This window comes from Kosakonia beeri, assembly GCF_054165705.1.
On record NZ_CM135106.1, the window covers coordinates 3,611,706 to 3,627,290 of the forward strand.

General features: G+C 50.4%; 13 protein-coding genes. 5 read left to right on the forward strand and 8 right to left on the reverse strand.

Annotated features, from left to right (window positions below; translation table 11 throughout):
* The first annotated feature begins 28 nt into the window (after positions 1 to 28).
* The 3 genes from bamA (at position 29) to ACUY4S_RS17120 (ending at position 3,506) form a co-directional block, all read left to right on the forward strand.
* Complete coding sequence (gene bamA, locus ACUY4S_RS17110) at positions 29 to 2,452, forward strand: outer membrane protein assembly factor BamA (protein ID WP_458022451.1); 2,424 nt, start codon at positions 29 to 31, stop codon at positions 2,450 to 2,452.
* 61 nt (positions 2,453 to 2,513) lie between these two features.
* The gene (locus ACUY4S_RS17115) at positions 2,514 to 2,807 is read left to right on the forward strand and encodes a hypothetical protein (protein WP_312690973.1); all 294 of its coding nucleotides are present in this window, start codon (positions 2,514 to 2,516) and stop codon (positions 2,805 to 2,807) included.
* A 294-nt stretch (positions 2,808 to 3,101) separates the two neighbouring features.
* A complete protein-coding gene (locus ACUY4S_RS17120; protein ID WP_312690972.1) occupies positions 3,102 to 3,506 on the forward strand; it encodes an H-NS family histone-like protein in 405 nt (134 codons plus the stop codon).
* Between the two features lie 37 nt (positions 3,507 to 3,543).
* Here the strand turns inward: ACUY4S_RS17120 and ACUY4S_RS17125 are convergent, their stop codons facing one another.
* Both ACUY4S_RS17125 and ACUY4S_RS17130 read right to left on the reverse strand, forming a co-directional pair.
* Positions 3,544 to 5,118, reverse strand: coding sequence for a carbohydrate porin (locus ACUY4S_RS17125; RefSeq protein ID WP_458022450.1), 1,575 nt, complete (start codon positions 5,116 to 5,118; stop codon positions 3,544 to 3,546).
* Between the two features lie 201 nt (positions 5,119 to 5,319).
* The gene (locus ACUY4S_RS17130; RefSeq protein WP_458022449.1) at positions 5,320 to 7,206 is read right to left on the reverse strand and encodes a beta-glucoside-specific PTS transporter subunit IIABC; all 1,887 of its coding nucleotides are present in this window, start codon (positions 7,204 to 7,206) and stop codon (positions 5,320 to 5,322) included.
* A gap of 456 nt (positions 7,207 to 7,662) precedes the next feature.
* Here ACUY4S_RS17130 and ACUY4S_RS17135 point away from each other — a divergent pair, with 456 nt between their 5' ends.
* Complete coding sequence (locus ACUY4S_RS17135; RefSeq protein WP_458022448.1) at positions 7,663 to 9,078, forward strand: DUF1593 domain-containing protein; 1,416 nt, start codon at positions 7,663 to 7,665, stop codon at positions 9,076 to 9,078.
* Positions 9,079 to 9,201: 123 nt separating this feature from the next.
* Here ACUY4S_RS17135 and ACUY4S_RS17140 read toward each other — a convergent pair whose 3' ends face one another.
* The 6 genes from ACUY4S_RS17140 to ACUY4S_RS17165 all read right to left on the reverse strand — a co-directional run bounded on the left by ACUY4S_RS17140 (position 9,202) and on the right by ACUY4S_RS17165 (position 14,818).
* Positions 9,202 to 10,605, reverse strand: coding sequence for a glycoside hydrolase family 1 protein (locus tag ACUY4S_RS17140; RefSeq protein ID WP_458022447.1), 1,404 nt, complete (start codon positions 10,603 to 10,605; stop codon positions 9,202 to 9,204).
* A 130-nt stretch (positions 10,606 to 10,735) separates the two neighbouring features.
* The gene (gene licT / locus ACUY4S_RS17145; RefSeq protein WP_458022446.1) at positions 10,736 to 11,563 is read right to left on the reverse strand and encodes a BglG family transcription antiterminator LicT; all 828 of its coding nucleotides are present in this window, start codon (positions 11,561 to 11,563) and stop codon (positions 10,736 to 10,738) included.
* Between the two features lie 238 nt (positions 11,564 to 11,801).
* A complete protein-coding gene (locus ACUY4S_RS17150) occupies positions 11,802 to 13,463 on the reverse strand; it encodes a hypothetical protein (protein ID WP_458022445.1) in 1,662 nt (553 codons plus the stop codon).
* A gap of 95 nt (positions 13,464 to 13,558) precedes the next feature.
* The gene (locus ACUY4S_RS17155; protein ID WP_312690965.1) at positions 13,559 to 14,053 is read right to left on the reverse strand and encodes a FlhC family transcriptional regulator; all 495 of its coding nucleotides are present in this window, start codon (positions 14,051 to 14,053) and stop codon (positions 13,559 to 13,561) included.
* A 186-nt stretch (positions 14,054 to 14,239) separates the two neighbouring features.
* Positions 14,240 to 14,443, reverse strand: a complete 204-nt coding sequence (locus ACUY4S_RS17160; protein ID WP_458022444.1) for a hypothetical protein — start codon at positions 14,441 to 14,443, stop codon at positions 14,240 to 14,242.
* 150 nt (positions 14,444 to 14,593) lie between these two features.
* Positions 14,594 to 14,818, reverse strand: a complete 225-nt coding sequence (locus tag ACUY4S_RS17165) for a hypothetical protein (RefSeq protein ID WP_312690963.1) — start codon at positions 14,816 to 14,818, stop codon at positions 14,594 to 14,596.
* 130 nt (positions 14,819 to 14,948) lie between these two features.
* Between ACUY4S_RS17165 and ACUY4S_RS17170 the strand changes: the two genes are divergently transcribed.
* Positions 14,949 to 15,329, forward strand: a complete 381-nt coding sequence (locus ACUY4S_RS17170; protein WP_458022443.1) for a hypothetical protein — start codon at positions 14,949 to 14,951, stop codon at positions 15,327 to 15,329.
* The last annotated feature ends 256 nt before the right edge of the window (positions 15,330 to 15,585 follow it).

The window sequence follows — 15,585 nt, forward strand, 5'->3', positions numbered from 1 at the left end:
TGTCATATTTCTCTTAGACGAAACATTCATGTTTAAAAAACGTAATTTTATCGCTGGCTTATTCCTTTCCCCCTTTGCCCTTCACGCAGCCACCACTTACCGGATAGATGATATCCGCTTCGACGGGTTGCAACGCGTTACCGTAGGCGCAGCCTTACTTAGCATGCCGGTCAGAGCAGGTGAAGAGGTGACCAATGACGATATCAGTGAATCCGTGCGTGCGCTTTACGCCAGCGGTAACTTTGAGAATGTGCAAATCCTGCGTGATGGCAAAACGCTAATGGTAAAGGTGACTGAGCGTCCCACTATCGCCAAAATCAGTTTTTCAGGTAATAAATCGATTAAAGATGAATTACTGAAACAGAACCTCAACGCCAGTGGCATTGATGAAGGGGGATCGCTCGATCGCAATAACCTGGCAAATATAGAAAAAGCACTGCAAGATTTTTATTACAGCGTAGGGAAATACAGTGCTCAGGTGCATGCCGTTGTGACACCACTGCCCCGTAACCGCGTCGATTTAAAATTTGTTTTCGAGGAAGGTATTTCTGCCAGGATCGCTCAGATAAATATTATTGGTAACCACGCCTTTAGTGATGAGACGCTGCTTAATCAATTACAACTGCGCGATCACGTTCCGTGGTGGAATCTGATCGGAGATGAAAAATATCAGAAACAAAAATTAGAAGCCGATATTGAAACACTGCGCAGCTATTATCTGGATCGCGGCTTTGCCCGCTTTGCTATTCTTTCCAGCCAGGTCAGCATGACCCCGGATAAAAAGTCGCTGTATATCACCATGAACATTTCTGAAGGTGAACGTTACCAGGTGGTGTCAACCACCGTTACGGGCGATCTGGCGCAACACAATCAGGAAATCGACGCGCTGGCAGCCTCACTGGACGGCAAAACCTACAGCGGCGCGGCGATCACACACGTAGAGAGTGAGATTAAAAAACTCTTCGGTAAATATGGTTACGCCTGGCCGCAGGTCACCACACAGCCTGAAATCAACGATGAACAGAAAAACGTCAGGCTGCATGTTCATGTCACTGCCGGACGTCGCTACTCCGTGCGCCAGATTCGCTACGAAGGGAATGACATCACACGCGACCAGGTCTTGCGCCGGCAAATGCGCCAGATGGAAGGCGCATGGCTGAATGATGAAAAAGTGCAACAAGGCAAAGAGCGTCTCGATCGCACCGGCTTTTTTGAAACCGTTGATAGCCAGACCGTACCGGTTTCAGGCGTGCCGGATCAGGTTGATGTGATCTATAAAGTGAAAGAGCGTAATACCGGTTCTTTTAACTTCGGTATCGGTTACGGTACGGACAGCGGCATCAGTTATCAGCTTGGCGTCACACAGGATAACTGGCTCGGCACCGGCAACACCGTCAGTTTTAACGGCACCCGCAGCAGTTATCAGTCCTATATCGAACTGGGAGTAACCGATCCCTGGTATACCGTCGACGGCATCAGCCTGGGCGGCAAGATTTTCTACAACAGTTATGACGCCTCAGACGCCGATACCGGTAGCTACAATCAGCAAAGCTATGGACTTGGCGGCAACCTGGGCTTCCCGATCAGCGAAAATAATTCCCTCAATGTCGGCCTGGATTATGTACATAACCATTTAACCAATATGGAGCCGGAATTAACGACATGGCGTTATCTCAACTCGCGTGGCATTTATCCCGACGTGGTCACCAAAGATGGCGACAGCGGCGCGGAATACAGTGCCAACGATGTCTTCGCCAGTCTGGGCTGGAGCTATAACGATCTCGATCGCGGTTTTTTCCCGCGGGCAGGTAACAAAAGCAGCTTAACCGGAAAAGTCACCGTCCCCGGTTCGGATAACAGCTACTACAAGCTGACGTTTGATACCACTCAGTATGTTCCATTAAATGAAGGAAAAAACTGGGTGTGGATGGAGCATCTCCGTGCGGGCTACGCCGGAGGCCTGAACGGTAACGAAGTACCGTTTTATGACAACTTCTACGCGGGCGGCTCAACCTCAGTGCGGGGTTTCTCTTCCAATACTATCGGTCCCAAGTCGGCTTATTATCAGTGCAATGGCACAGAGAGCAGCTATAGCGCTTGCCCGTTAAAAAGCTCGTCTGATGCCGCAGGCGGTAATGCGATGGTGGTGTTGAACAGCGAATTTATTGTGCCGACACCCTTTGTGAGCGACAAATATGCCGACAGCCTGCGCACCTCACTGTTTGTTGATGCCGGTACAGTCTGGAGCACCTCCTGGCAGAATACGGCGCAAACCGAAGCCGCGGGGCTGGCCGATTATAGCGACCCTTACCATATTCGCGTTTCTGCCGGTATTGCCCTGCAATGGATGTCACCACTAGGTCCACTGGTCTTTTCGTGGGCGCAGCCCTTTAAAAAATACGATGGCGATAAGGCCGAACAATTCCAGTTTAATATTGGTAAAACCTGGTAACCGTTATAACGGCCAGGCGTATCCACTGAGCAATATCACGGATCGCTTTGCGAAAAAAATTATGAAGAAAAAGTCACCAAACATTGTTAACAGAGTTGATTTTTTCGACTTCAGATATGAGCTGGAGCGCGCGGTATTGGCAACTGACCAGGAATATTCGCAACAGTGCCTGACGCGCGCCAAATTCCTCAGTTACTTACTTTGCCGACATGTTCAGCATGATATTGTGGAATTATTTAACCAAACATTTAGCAGCGCTGAAATGGCGGTGCAGGCGGATGCAAACCGAAAAGAAAAAACACGTGAATTCAGAAATAATTTTTCCAGACTCAAACACGCGATATATCACGAATAACCCTACCGGCTGTACGCGTCTGTTGACTGAGAAATAATGGCTGCACCCGGCATTATTTCTACCCGCGCAGCCTGATACGTGGATGTTTTGTTGATTAGTAGAATCATTCAGCGTCAGCATTTTTTCAACTATTCCGGGTGAGTGAATTCCTGTCAGGAACTTTTGTATTAAGTTACAGGCTTGCATACAAGGGTATATATTTGCTAAAACAGCGGTTCTCGTATTGATCTTTATGTAGATATCACTAAAAATTAGATGGAAAGATTTTTTAATTCCATCACAAGGAGTGACGTTATGTCAGAAGCCCTTAAATCACTTAATAACATTCGTACGCTTAGGGTTCAGGCCCGTGAAGTTACTCTTGAAACACTCGAAGAGATGCTCGAAAAGTTGTCAGTGGTTGTTGAAGAACGTCGTGAAGAAGATGTCTCTTTACGCAAAGAACTCGAAGAGAAAGAAGCCAAGCTGGCTGCATTTCGTCAGAAATTAATCGATGAAGGCATTGATCCGACTGAACTCCTCTCCTCTCTGAAAGGTCAGACAACGAAGTCAAAATCTGTCCGCGCGCCACGTCCTGCTAAATATCAGTACACTGATGAAGACGGCAGCGTAAAAACATGGACAGGCCAGGGCCGCACGCCAAAAGCGATTGCGAAAGCGCTCGCTGAAGGTAAAAAGCTCGAAGATTTCGCGCTCTGAAAATAAGGGGCGGCGCGATGCCGCCCTCTTTTTTTGCTTAAAAAACCACTTCCGCCTGCACGCCAAAACTTATTTGATAATCTTTCCCATCATTAAACGACTGTGTATCAATCTCGTTTTCCAGCGCTTTGAGCCAGGTACTGTAAAAGCGGATTTCCGGGCGTGAGTTCAGAATACTGGTATCCACTTTGTACACTTGGGCCAGCGTTACCTTATAACCCGACTCGTCGTATGTCATATTGTTGACGCTGTTTTTCTGCGTGAAATAGCCTAACTCCAGCGCGGTCTGCATGTTTTGACTCCAGATCCACGACGGACGAATTACGGCGCGCGCCGTTTCAAAATCGGTATGCGCCCCGGTAAATGTCGAGTAAAGATCGTGACCGCGACCATACACCAGCGCATGCGCCATGATGACTTTCTCAGATAAATAAAACTCACCCTGATTCACCAGCCGCCAGCCAATTCCTCCGCTGTGTATGCCGTAATATGAGCTGTTGTAATCAAAATCCGGGTTGGCGCTGGAAATATTCATAAACTGGCTGGCCAGTGAATTATCTGCCAGCTGCAGCGTCAGTTCATTTGTGCCCTTAAGTAAAGGATTACGTAAAATCGCCTGCGCGAGCCAGGAGGATTTAACCTGGTAATACGCATTGTCGTTTTGCGCTTTTTTCTGTTCATCCGTTTGGTTAGCAAAAGCATATTTTGCGCCCAACTCCAGCGCGACATCATCCGTAACGGGCAGATTTTTATAACGCGCTTCAGCAATATTCACATTGACTTGCGTCGTGTCGCTACAGCTGGAAGAACCCGCAGCACAAACAGTACTGTAATTATCAATGTCGTTACGCGTTAGCGCCATACTTACCGCGCCGACCGGAAATTTCCAGTTCTCTATCCCCACACCTGCACCGGAGAGTGTGCGGTTACTTTTCCAGTCCAGCAGTTGAATTTCGTATTGCGGCAGCGTGTGTTTCCCCACCCATACCGAGGCCTCCGGCGCAAAAGGCAGCAGGCCGTTGCCTTCAACATAAAGTTTGCTGAGCTTGCCCATACCGCCGCCGGACATCCCTTTCTCGAAGGATTCATTACTCTGCGTTAAGCCTAAATCACCTTCAAACTGCACATTGGCCCAGATGGATTTGCCGCCATCGCGCCATGCCCGCTTTTTCAGCGACAAGTTGTACCAGCCATCATATTCATTACCAAAACGTCCCAGCGAACCCACTGCCCATGATTTTGGCCCGCCATTCGTGGTGGTGGCCCAGCCGGAGCGGAAATAGCCTGAATATTTAAAACCGGTATCGTCCTGCACGTAATGGCTGATCTTTTTCAGCGTGGCAGGAGAGAGTTCCGGTTCTGCTTCCGCCGCGGCGATTGTCGTTCCTGCGCCGACGGCGGGCTGCATTGCCGCAGGCTGGGCGACATCGACACGACGCTGCCCGGCTTTCTCTTTATTCTCATATTCCTGTAATTTCTGCTGGGTCACTCTCAGTTGCGCTTCAAGTGCTTCCATGCGCTGCTCTAAGGTGAGTTTCTGCGCTACCGCGCTGCTGCTGGCGCTATAGCAGGACAGTAATGCCAGCGCGATCGCCGTTTTTGTGGCTCTCATTGTTACGTTCATCATTTCCCCTCGATATGGCCCCCCAAAAAAAAGACCCGCAACTGACGGATATTTATTCCGCCAGTTGCAGGTCTCGCCTGAATGAAATCAGTAACGTCCTGTGGGGGTAGCGCTATAACTGATTAACTTTTTAATTTATTGCGCCGACAACGACGCTCGTCGCACACCCACTCCCGTTATCAGGGAGCGTTATACCGATAGCGCCATCACCGGCTCTCCAACACGGGAGTACGGTTGATCGCTTATCTGTAATTTGGGCCAGGCTTCGCTATTGGTGACAATTACCGGCGTCACCGTGTCATACCCTGCCTGTTTGATGGCATTGAGATCGAATGTGAGCAATAACTGGCCTTTTTTAACCGTATCGCCCTCGTTGACCTGCATCTGGAAATACTGCCCCTCCAGTTGCACGGTATTAATGCCGACGTGGATTAATATTTCTGCCCCACCGCTGGAATGGAGACCAATCGCGTGGCCGCTGGCAAAGGTGCTGGCAATGTAACCGTCGACCGGGGCGTACACCTGCCCTTCTTCCGGTACGATCGCGAACCCCGGCCCGACAATCCCGGCCGAAAACACCTTATCATCCACTTGCGCAAGCGGGATCAATGAACCGGAAAGCGGCGCGGCAATCTGCTCACCAGCCGCTGACATCTGTTCCTGCGTTGTACGTTTGTGCGCCATTGCCAGCGGTTCTCCCCCAGGTACTGCCGGAGCAGGCCGGGAATGGGGTTCGTCAAAACCTACAATCAGCGTTAGCGCAAGACTGCCAATAAATGCCACTGCGCAGCCAATAATAAAGCCGACAAACCCTTCGCCGTAGAAAATTGGCAGCGTCAATAAACCCGGCATCCCCATTGAGATCGCGGAACTTTTCGCATATCCCACCACCGCGCCGCCGAGCGCGGCAGCAATTACCGCGCAGATAAAGGGCTTTTTCAATTTCAGCGTGACACCGTAAACCCCCGGCTCCGTGATACCGAACAGCGAGGCAATAAATGAGCTTCCCGCCAGTGCCTTCATCTTTTTATCTTTGGTACGCAGCATCACTGCCAGCAACGCGCCCGACTGGGCAAACACCGAGGGGCTGGACGCCGCTTTCAAAAAACTGTGCCCCATGACCGAAATATCGTTAATAAAAACGGTAACGAAGCCCCAGTGGACACCAAAAATGACCAATATCTGCCAGGCCGCCGCCATTAACGCGCTGGCAATAATGGGGTTAAAGCCATAAATCGATACAAATAACGAGGCGACAAACTGACTGATCGCAATCCCTACCGGGCCAATGGTCATCAGCGTCAGCGGCACCATCACCGTGAGCAGGAAAAACGGAGTCAGAATATTGCGCACGCTTTCATGGATATGGCGATTGAGGAAACGTTCGATTATCGACATCAGCCAAACGCTGAAAATAATCGGGATCACCGTACCGGTATATTTCATCATTACTACGGGCAGGCCAAAAAACGTTACAGCCTGACCGCCGTCGAATAGCCCCTGAATGCTGGGATAAATTAACGCGCCAGCCACCGAGACGGCGACAAAAATATTGGTTTCAAATTTTCGCGCCGAGGTAATGGCCAACAGCAGCGGCAGAAAATAGAACAAGCTGTCTGACGCCGCATGCAAAATAATATAGGTACTCTCTTTGTTGCTCATCCAGCCTGCGGCCAGCACAATCGCCAGCGCGCCTTTTAATACCCCGGCAGCCGCCATCGCTCCGAGTAATGGCGTAAAAATACCCGCGACAAGATCAATCAAACGTCCGAGAATCGAGGCGCTATTCCCCGCTTCAGGCTGATCTTTTTTTGCTTTGTCATCGTCTAGCAGCCCGGAGATGGCACCGAACGCGCGAAAAACTTCTGGTACGCGGTTGCCAATCACCACCTGTAACTGCCCGGAACCATTCACCACAGTAATCACGCCATCCAGCGCTTCGAGCTCCGCCAGACGGACTTTGCTGTGGTCAATGATTTTAAAACGCAGCCGCGTGGCACAATGCACCAGCGTCGCAACGTTGCCCTCTCCACCCACCAGCGGCAGAATATTTTCTGCCAGAACTTTGCTATTCATAATGAGACTTCCCGTTTCACAAACGACAGTAATTGCCAGTTCATATGCGCCCGTTGCCTGTATCCGCTGGCCAGCTGGAAAAAAAGCAAAAAAAAACCTGGATAAAATAGTGTGAAAAATCACACTGCTTTATCCAGGTCTCGCCCAGATTTCTCTGGTGACGTCCTGACGAACGTTCTCTTTCTAACAAGCCCGTTTAAGAATTACTACCGCAACCGCCTGTTTTGTGAAAATTGTCACTAAAAAAAATCCTTCCGCATTTTAAATAGGCGGTAAATACAGAACATTCATCACATTTATCAATTTTATCCATTGCCTGACGCGTCGACGCTTTCTATAACCAAGCCCTCAGGGCGTAACAGAACTTTTTTTGGCGAAACCTGCTTTTCGTTGCTTTTATCGGCAACGGAAAGCAGGTTTTTTTGTTTTTGTCATTCGGCAAACAGGGAATACCTCATGGCCACTTTTAACAAAGTCTTCAGCACGTTGCTGGCGTGTGCGCTAACAACCACCAGTGTAAACGCGCTGGCTGCCCCGCAGCAGAGTGTCGCAGAAAAAACGCGGATCCTGATTTTATCGGACATCGGCAACGAACCAGACGACTCACAATCGCTGGTGCGTTTCCTTGTTTACAGCAATGAGTTTGATGTTGAAGGGCTGATTGCCACCACGTCGACATGGCTACGCGATAAAGTGAACCCGCAGATGATGTATCAGCGCATTGATGCCTATGAACGCGCGCTACCCAATTTACGTAAACATGCGGAAGGTTACCCGAGCGCAGATGCCCTGCGAAACGTTGTGCGGGCGGGCAGAGCCGGTTACGGCATGGAGTACGTGGGTGCGGGCAAATCTACGCCAGCCTCAAAGCTGATTATTCAGTCGGTAGATAAGCAGGACTCCCGGCCATTGTGGATCGACGTCTGGGGCGGTGCTGTCGATCTGGCGCAAGCGCTGTATGACGTACGCGCCACCCGCTCGCCTGAAGACGTGGCGGCTTTTGTCAAAAAGATCCGTGTGTATGCCATTTCCGATCAGGACAATACCGGGGAGTGGATCCGCGCTCAGTTCCCGGACCTGCGCTATATCACCAGTATTCATGCGTGGAACGACTATTTTATTGCCACCTGGATAGGCATGTCTTCAAGCTATGCTGCCGGCAGCGATATGCGCCAGGTGAATAACGACTGGCTAACGAAGAATATCCGCAGCAAAGGCCCACTCGGTGCGGTTTATCCCGCCATTGAATACACAATGGAAGGAGATACCCCCTCGTTTCTCTATTTGCTGCAAAACGGGCTGAATGCGCCTGAACATCCGGAATTCGGAGGATGGGGAGGACGTTATGCCGCCGTGAACCCGGACAGCCGCAGTGGACTGCGGACCAGCACATCCGACACGGTAACTGGTGTGGACGGTAACAATTACCGTACTGCCCCGGCAACTATCTGGCGCTGGCGCGAAGCGTACCAGAACGATTTTGCTGCCCGTATGGACTGGAGCGTGAACAGCGATGTCAAACAGGCCAACCACAATCCGCAACTTGTGCTTAATGGCAAGCCCGGCACGGAGATTGTCACGCTACACGTGAAGGCAGGTGAGAAGGTGAATTTGTCGGCGCAAGGCTCCCGCGATCCGGATAATGACCGCCTGCGCTACCGCTGGTGGCAATACAAAGAACCAACGGCAACAACCATGGGTATTCACTTTGCGCCAGAACTGAAGCTTGAATACAGTGAAACAACCGAAGTCAGTTTTACGGCGCCAGCAGTGAAAACTGCCACACCGTTCCACCTCATTTTGCAGGCGCAGGACGACGGTACACCGTCCTTGTTTGCCTACCGCCGGGCGATTGTGATCGTGATGCCCTGACGCGTGGAGGTAACAGGATACTGGCGATGGACTGCCAGTAGTCTGATGACAGAACCCTGCGGGGGCAATTCCCCCGCAGGGTTTGATTAGCCTCATGACCCTCTTTGCTAAACGCCCCTGGCATCAGAACGCATTGTTTAGCGTCGCCCCATTGCTGCTGATCACATCCCGGTACCAAAAGAAGCTCTTCTTGCGGCGTCGCGCCAGCGTACCGTTGCCTGCATCATCACGATCGACATAGATAAAACCATAACGCTTTGACATTTGCGCTGTCCCGGCGCTGACCAGGTCGATCGGCCCCCAACTGGTATAACCGAGCAGTTCCACGCCATCTTCAATCGCTTCTCTGACCTGCAGCAAATGCGCCTGCAAATACTGAATACGGTAATCATCATTGATCGTGCCATCTGCCGCCTGAACGTCTTTCGCACCGAGTCCGTTTTCCACAATAAACAGCGGCTTCTGGTAACGATCGTAGAGCTCATTCAGCAGGAATCGCAGCCCCTGTGGATCGATTTGCCACCCCCACTCCGAACTCTCCAGATGTGGGTTAGGGATCATTCGCATGATGTTGGTGCGCGAGCTTTGGTACAGATCCGGTTGTGCTGCCGCACAGCCGCTCATGTAGTAGCTAAAGGAGATGAAATCGACGGTTTCGGTTAAATCCACTTTATCCTGCGCGGTAATATGCAGATTGATGCCGTTTTCGCGGAAAAAGCGCTTAATCCAGGCCGGATAGGCTCCTCTCGCCTGCACATCTCCAAAAAACAACCAGTCGCGATTGACGCGCTGCGCCTTTAACACATCTTCTGGTTTACACGTTATGGGGTAGCGGATGCCGCCCAGTAACATACTGCCAATTTTCGCATCGGCAATGATTTCATGGCAGGCTTTTACCGCCCGGGCGCTGGCAACGAGTTGATGGTGTATAGCCTGATAAATGTCTTGCTGATCTCTTTTACCTGCCAGACCAACGCCAGTAAACGGCGCATGCAACGCCATATTGATCTCGTTAAACGTCAGCCAGTATTTCACCTTGTCGCGATAGCGGGTAAAGACGGTTCGCGCATAACGTTCAAAGAGGTCAATCACTTCGCGGCCACCCCAGCCATCGTATTTTTTAACGAGTCCGTAAGGCATTTCATAATGCGACAAGGTAATCAACGGCTGAATACCGTAACGTGCCATCTCATCAAACAGCCGATCGTAAAAGGCCAACCCTTCTTCATTCGGCTGAGTTTCGTCTCCTTCAGGGTAAATCCGCGTCCAGGCAATCGAAGTGCGGAGCACTTTAAAGCCCATCTCGGCAAACAACTTCACATCTTCCGGATAGCGATGGTAAAAATCGATCGCCAGATCTTTGATATTGGTATTGACGCCATCACGTTCCACGACGTCGCCATGGATCCCGGCGGGTTGCAGATCGGAGGTTGAAACTCCTTTTCCTCCTTCATTCCAGGCGCCTTCTACTTGATTTGCGGCAACCGAACCGCCCCACAGAAAACCCTCAGGAAATGTCGTTTGCATTGTTAGTCTCTCCTTTATCATCAGCAGCCTGCCCGTGATGCCCCGGCAGACCAGAAAAAATGCGCAGCATCAGCCTGAAACGCCAATATTGGCCCTGACAGAGCCAGCAGAATGGCAACGCGCAATACACTTAGCCGCCGCTCAGGCGATTGATGTGGATGGTTAAGAACATGATTTCGTCCGTGGTGAGCTGGCAGCCATAATTTTTATCAACATAATCATGGATTTTCATTGCACACGCCCAGGCGGCAGGCATCATCCCGGTGATACCCTGGTAGATCGTATCGTCGCCGTGAGAGACGTTATCGCGTTGCAACAGCCGCAGCGCAAAGAACTTCAGGTGGGTAATAAGGCGCTGATAATCCAGAGAGTCTTCGTCAAAAGTGACGTGCAGATCATATTTCAGGATCGTCAGCACATCTTTAATGATGGTGGCGCTTTGCATCGTATCGTGCATATCGCTGTTGTTTTTCGCGTTCGCCAGGTGTAGCGCAATAAATCCGGCTTCATCCTCCGGCAGGCTGACGGCCAGTTTCTCCTTTATTAGCGCCAGCGCTTCCAGCCCAACGGCAAATTCCGCTGCATAGAAACGTTTGATATCCCACAGCAGAAAATTTTTGATGGTCAGGCCGTTTGCCTGCCGCTGGAGGGCAAAGTTAATATGATCGCTCAGCGCCAGGAACAGTGTATCCTGCACGGTGATCGCCAGACGCTGCTGCGCCAACGCGATAATCTGCTGGCTGACCGCCAGCTGCGGTGGCGGGATTTCCGCAAGTAACTGCGCGAAGACATCCGCCAGCCCGGCTGATTTTTTGACAAACTGGCTCTCAATTTGGCTCTCATCCACCCTATCGCCCGGCTTTCTGCCAAAACCAATTCCCCGTCCAATGGCCACGATCTCTTGTTTGTCTTTCGTGAGCAGGACAGCGTTATTGCTGAGTATTTTTTCTACTTTCATGCCAGCTATCTCACTGTGTGGTGCTGATGTTATCCCCGATGCAGCAAGGTACGAAAAAAAGGCAAAAAAAAACCTGACTCCACTGCAGCCGCGTCCGGCTACAGTGGAATCAGGTTTCGCTCAGTTTTGTCCGATGACGTCCCTAAGGCGTTCTTATAACGAATCATCCTCCGGCTCACAACCCCCCAGGACGGGAACTGTGATGATAATCATGGACCCTGAGCAGCAACGGCAGCGATTACAAACTTAACTGCGGCCCGCTACGCGCATGCCCTTTTTGCTTCAACTGATCTTTGGCGCGGTGATAGTCGTTTCTCAACGCCTGTATTAATTCCTCAACCATTTCATCACCAGAAACAGATATCAGCAGTAAATTTTTCGGCAACAGCCCTGCGCTTCCGCCACCAAGTAGCGTAAGGGCCTCCTGCGCCGTGGTAAACGGCACGCCGATACCGGAATCTGCCTCGCAAAGACCAAACGAAACAAAGCTGGCCCAGTCCCACCCCACACTTTTCACATCCATCCCCAGTCTGCTGGCGTGAATGTCTCTGCCGCTGGCTTCAATTGCCATGCGCAGTTCCGCCGCAGAACAGACGGTTGGCGCAGGCGCACTTAACGGATAATCGTACTGATGATAAAAAAGGTAATACCCCATCGCCGGAGCCAATGTTAATTTCGCCAGTTGATCGGAATGACTGCCGATATCCGCTCTGCCGGCGCGGGTTTTCTTAGCCTGAAATAACGCCGCTTTGCGGCATACCATGCCGCCTATATTCAGATCCACAATCAGACCGATATCTGCCCCGGTGCGCATCTCTTCTTTCGTTCCGGCGGTCATCAGCGTGCCGAAAAAAGAACGGCTCTGCGGATAACCAAATTTGGCAATGCGTTCATTAGCCCAACGGGCCAGCCAGTGATTAACCAGCGCACGGAGCTCGCCAGTGTAGGTATCTTCATTTTGATCGGTATGGGTAATGACATTCGCGAGCGACTGGCCGCACTGAAACATGGCCCAATAAATGGCCCAATGCGCATCGATACGGAATTTTTGCGGAACTATCGTCAGGTAAGAGAGAAATTGCCACTGCTCGGCAACATTGAGATAGCCTGGCGGGCTTTGCCGAAGGGTATTTTTTGCAAGCTGAATGGAGTGCGCTGCGATCTCCCGGTACGCGCTGGTTGCAGGCATGCCGCTTTGTTGTTTAAACGCCTGCTCCCTGAGTAAATTGGCCTCCTTTGCCCAAACCAGATACTGCTCCGGCGTCGGCTTTTTTTGAAAACGCAGCATCGGCAAAAGCTGGCAGGCCTTACGATAATCGTCCTGATGCACCGCCTCTACTATCGCCAGGAAATAGCCCATAAAATCGTGGGCCAGCCACCCCGTACCTTCTGCAGCCCGACAGGCATCTGTTGCGTTACGTTGAAAAGTTCTGGCCAGTGCCAGTTCCGTCAGGCATTCATCCTGCTCTCTTTTAAGCACAGACAGCCGGCTTTTTTCATTGTTGACCCAGTGGGTATGTTCATTTATTTTCAGCTGGCGTTCGGCTATCGGTTGCGGCTCATGCAGCGCATCATTATTTTGTTGATAATATTTTTCCGCCTCGGCATAACGTCGCGAAGCTTTATATAACTTCAGCGGTGACTTCAAACCTAAAAAGCCAGCCCGGGCTTTTATCCGATAATATTCCGCCGTTGCAGCGTCAAGATTATCGCGCACCTCCGATAATGCTTCGAAAATTAACGCATCTTCGTGCAAATAGTCATAACTTTCGATCAATGCAATATCCTGATTGAGCCTTTTCTTATGCAACTCCAGATATTCAATACGTCGTGCAACAGCGTTGTCTAACTGCTCCACAATACCCTTTATTTTTCGCTCAGGATTATTTGCAGGCATCATGCTCTCTCCATGCTTATTGAACGATGCCAGGGTAACAAAAAAAGCAGGAGATCGCAGCTTTAAACCCGCCCGGAGGAGTCCGGGCCGGGGCAGGGTTAGCAGGTAAAACGCCTATTACATTGATATTTAAGATTTTCAGAGGGGATGTCGTGTACAGTGCCCACACAGAACGCGTACACCCATGACTCCAGTTCAGACGCCTCACTGTGGCTACCGAAACAGTTCGCTGGCGCGCATTCGCCTGTATGCTGCGAGCACGCTTCACAGGCCTGTACCAGCGCCCATGCCTGCAGCAATGTTAAGGCGGGGGGAACAGCGAGTTCGCACAGACAATCTTCAGTATACTGGCGATAAGCCTCTAGAATGCTCTTTGTTTCACTTGTATGCCCGGTATCGTTTAATAATTGCCAGGTCACGCAAAAATGGCGGGCATGCATACGGTTTGTCTGGCTTGCGAACCAATCTGTTGTAAAAGGGATTTGTTGAGATTGATTATTATTTTCTGTTAATAATAATGCCTGTGCCCCGTCATTCATCAGCGATAACGCCAATGAAATCAGTTCTTTTTCAATAAAAATTTCATGTGTCATTATATCAGGATAACTTATTGTATTTTCAGCCCAGGGTAATTCTCAAATATACATCCTAAATGAAACTTTTCCAGATATATTTCGCAGACATTATATATGCAATTAATATCACAAAAATATTAGTTACATTAAATAAAAATTAAGGTTTCCTTAATGTTTATCAAAGCTATTCTGTCATTGATGGCTTTAACCCTTTCGCCGTAACGCGTAGCGCTCAGTCGACTCCTGAACATGGTCATCCGGGTTTTCAGCCGTATCGCCCGCCCCTGCGGAGTGATGAAAGAACGAGCCTGATTGATGAGATATTGGCGCGGGTTGCGGCACACTGGCGACCGAAGCCAGAGACAGAAACAGAAAAAACCAGCCTGTTGCTAACGTCTTTCCACGCATAAGGTGTACCTTTCATCCGTTTGATCCAGGCAACATATTTACGAATAAAAAGTCAGGAACCGTCAGCCGTGTTAAAAGCTTTCCCGGCAGATGTAATGAATTCATTGATGCAGGCGGCGGAAAAGCTCCGCCCCCTTCTTCCCTTACGTGCTATGCGTTTGCTTCCAGCGCGTCCTGAATCGCATCCGCCAGCGTGGCGACTTCCTGCGCGACATTGCGCAGATCCATCTGGCTTCGGATACCGCTGTTAGCCGTGGTAGCAGAAACACAAGCTTTGGAAATCTCCAGCGCGGCCTGTACGGCCAGCAAGCGCTTACGATTTTCGACAGCATCCTCACCCGTTGCCCCATCAAGATCGAAATACCCTTCTAACATTGATCGCTCCTTAATTACGCCTGATCTGTCACCCAGCATACACAAGCCACCGGGGCCGAGGGAAATCGAATGAGACATTTCCTCCCCGTACGACCTATACTCCGCCGTGGTACAGCAGGGAGAAAAGACTATGTCAGCGAACGCCGCGTTTACCGCAACCCGTATCCATTACACCGAAGAGGACGATGTTTATATCCTGGGTGTGGGCGATGGCGATGAAGAACCTGAACATTTTTTTATTATCAGCCGTTTTGATGAAGAGGATGAACCGGTGGATAAATGCATCGGTTTTCAAAGCGACGCCACTGAATACGAACTTACTGCGGCAATAGCGAGCATCGTGCTGAGTAATAAAAGCGTTACGGTTACGCTGACTGACAGCGCAGCGCAAGTCACAGGCATTCAACACACCGGGGCTACTTTTAAAGCCGGTTACGATCCCACAGAACTGTGTACCTGGCTGCAGGCGCTCACCGTGGGGAGCACAATCCGGTTGGTTATTGAGGAATAAAGCAGTACACAATCGGGGCAAAGGTAAACAAACGAAAGCGTCCCCTCAGTTACCCATTGTCAGACGCAACGGCGGTGTGTCGATAACAATAAGTCCACTACCGTTAACCGGTACGTTGTACCTCTTTCCTGCCACGTTTTCGTGGCGTGCATGATTTTCGTGAAATACCGGTTCAGTCTAATGCGGATATGTTGCCCGTACTCATAGATGCGTTTCAGCTTCCATGAGTAAAATCTCAGCCATAATATATTCAGGG

Bases quoted from the DNA above. Each gene is read 5' to 3' on its own strand.
- bamA (WP_458022451.1), top strand. From the start codon at position 29: ATGTTTAAAAAACGTAATTTTATCGCTGGCTTATTCCTTTCCCCCTTT.
- ACUY4S_RS17115 (WP_312690973.1), top strand. From the start codon at position 2,514: ATGAAGAAAAAGTCACCAAACATTGTTAACAGAGTTGATTTTTTCGAC.
- ACUY4S_RS17120 (WP_312690972.1), top strand. From the start codon at position 3,102: ATGTCAGAAGCCCTTAAATCACTTAATAACATTCGTACGCTTAGGGTT.
- ACUY4S_RS17125 (WP_458022450.1), bottom strand. From the start codon at position 5,118: ATGAGAGCCACAAAAACGGCGATCGCGCTGGCATTACTGTCCTGCTAT.
- ACUY4S_RS17130 (WP_458022449.1), bottom strand. From the start codon at position 7,206: ATGAATAGCAAAGTTCTGGCAGAAAATATTCTGCCGCTGGTGGGTGGA.
- ACUY4S_RS17135 (WP_458022448.1), top strand. From the start codon at position 7,663: ATGGCCACTTTTAACAAAGTCTTCAGCACGTTGCTGGCGTGTGCGCTA.
- ACUY4S_RS17140 (WP_458022447.1), bottom strand. From the start codon at position 10,605: ATGCAAACGACATTTCCTGAGGGTTTTCTGTGGGGCGGTTCGGTTGCC.
- licT (WP_458022446.1), bottom strand. From the start codon at position 11,563: ATGAAAGTAGAAAAAATACTCAGCAATAACGCTGTCCTGCTCACGAAA.
- ACUY4S_RS17150 (WP_458022445.1), bottom strand. From the start codon at position 13,463: ATGATGCCTGCAAATAATCCTGAGCGAAAAATAAAGGGTATTGTGGAG.
- ACUY4S_RS17155 (WP_312690965.1), bottom strand. From the start codon at position 14,053: ATGACACATGAAATTTTTATTGAAAAAGAACTGATTTCATTGGCGTTA.
- ACUY4S_RS17160 (WP_458022444.1), bottom strand. From the start codon at position 14,443: ATGCGTGGAAAGACGTTAGCAACAGGCTGGTTTTTTCTGTTTCTGTCT.
- ACUY4S_RS17165 (WP_312690963.1), bottom strand. From the start codon at position 14,818: ATGTTAGAAGGGTATTTCGATCTTGATGGGGCAACGGGTGAGGATGCT.
- ACUY4S_RS17170 (WP_458022443.1), top strand. From the start codon at position 14,949: ATGTCAGCGAACGCCGCGTTTACCGCAACCCGTATCCATTACACCGAA.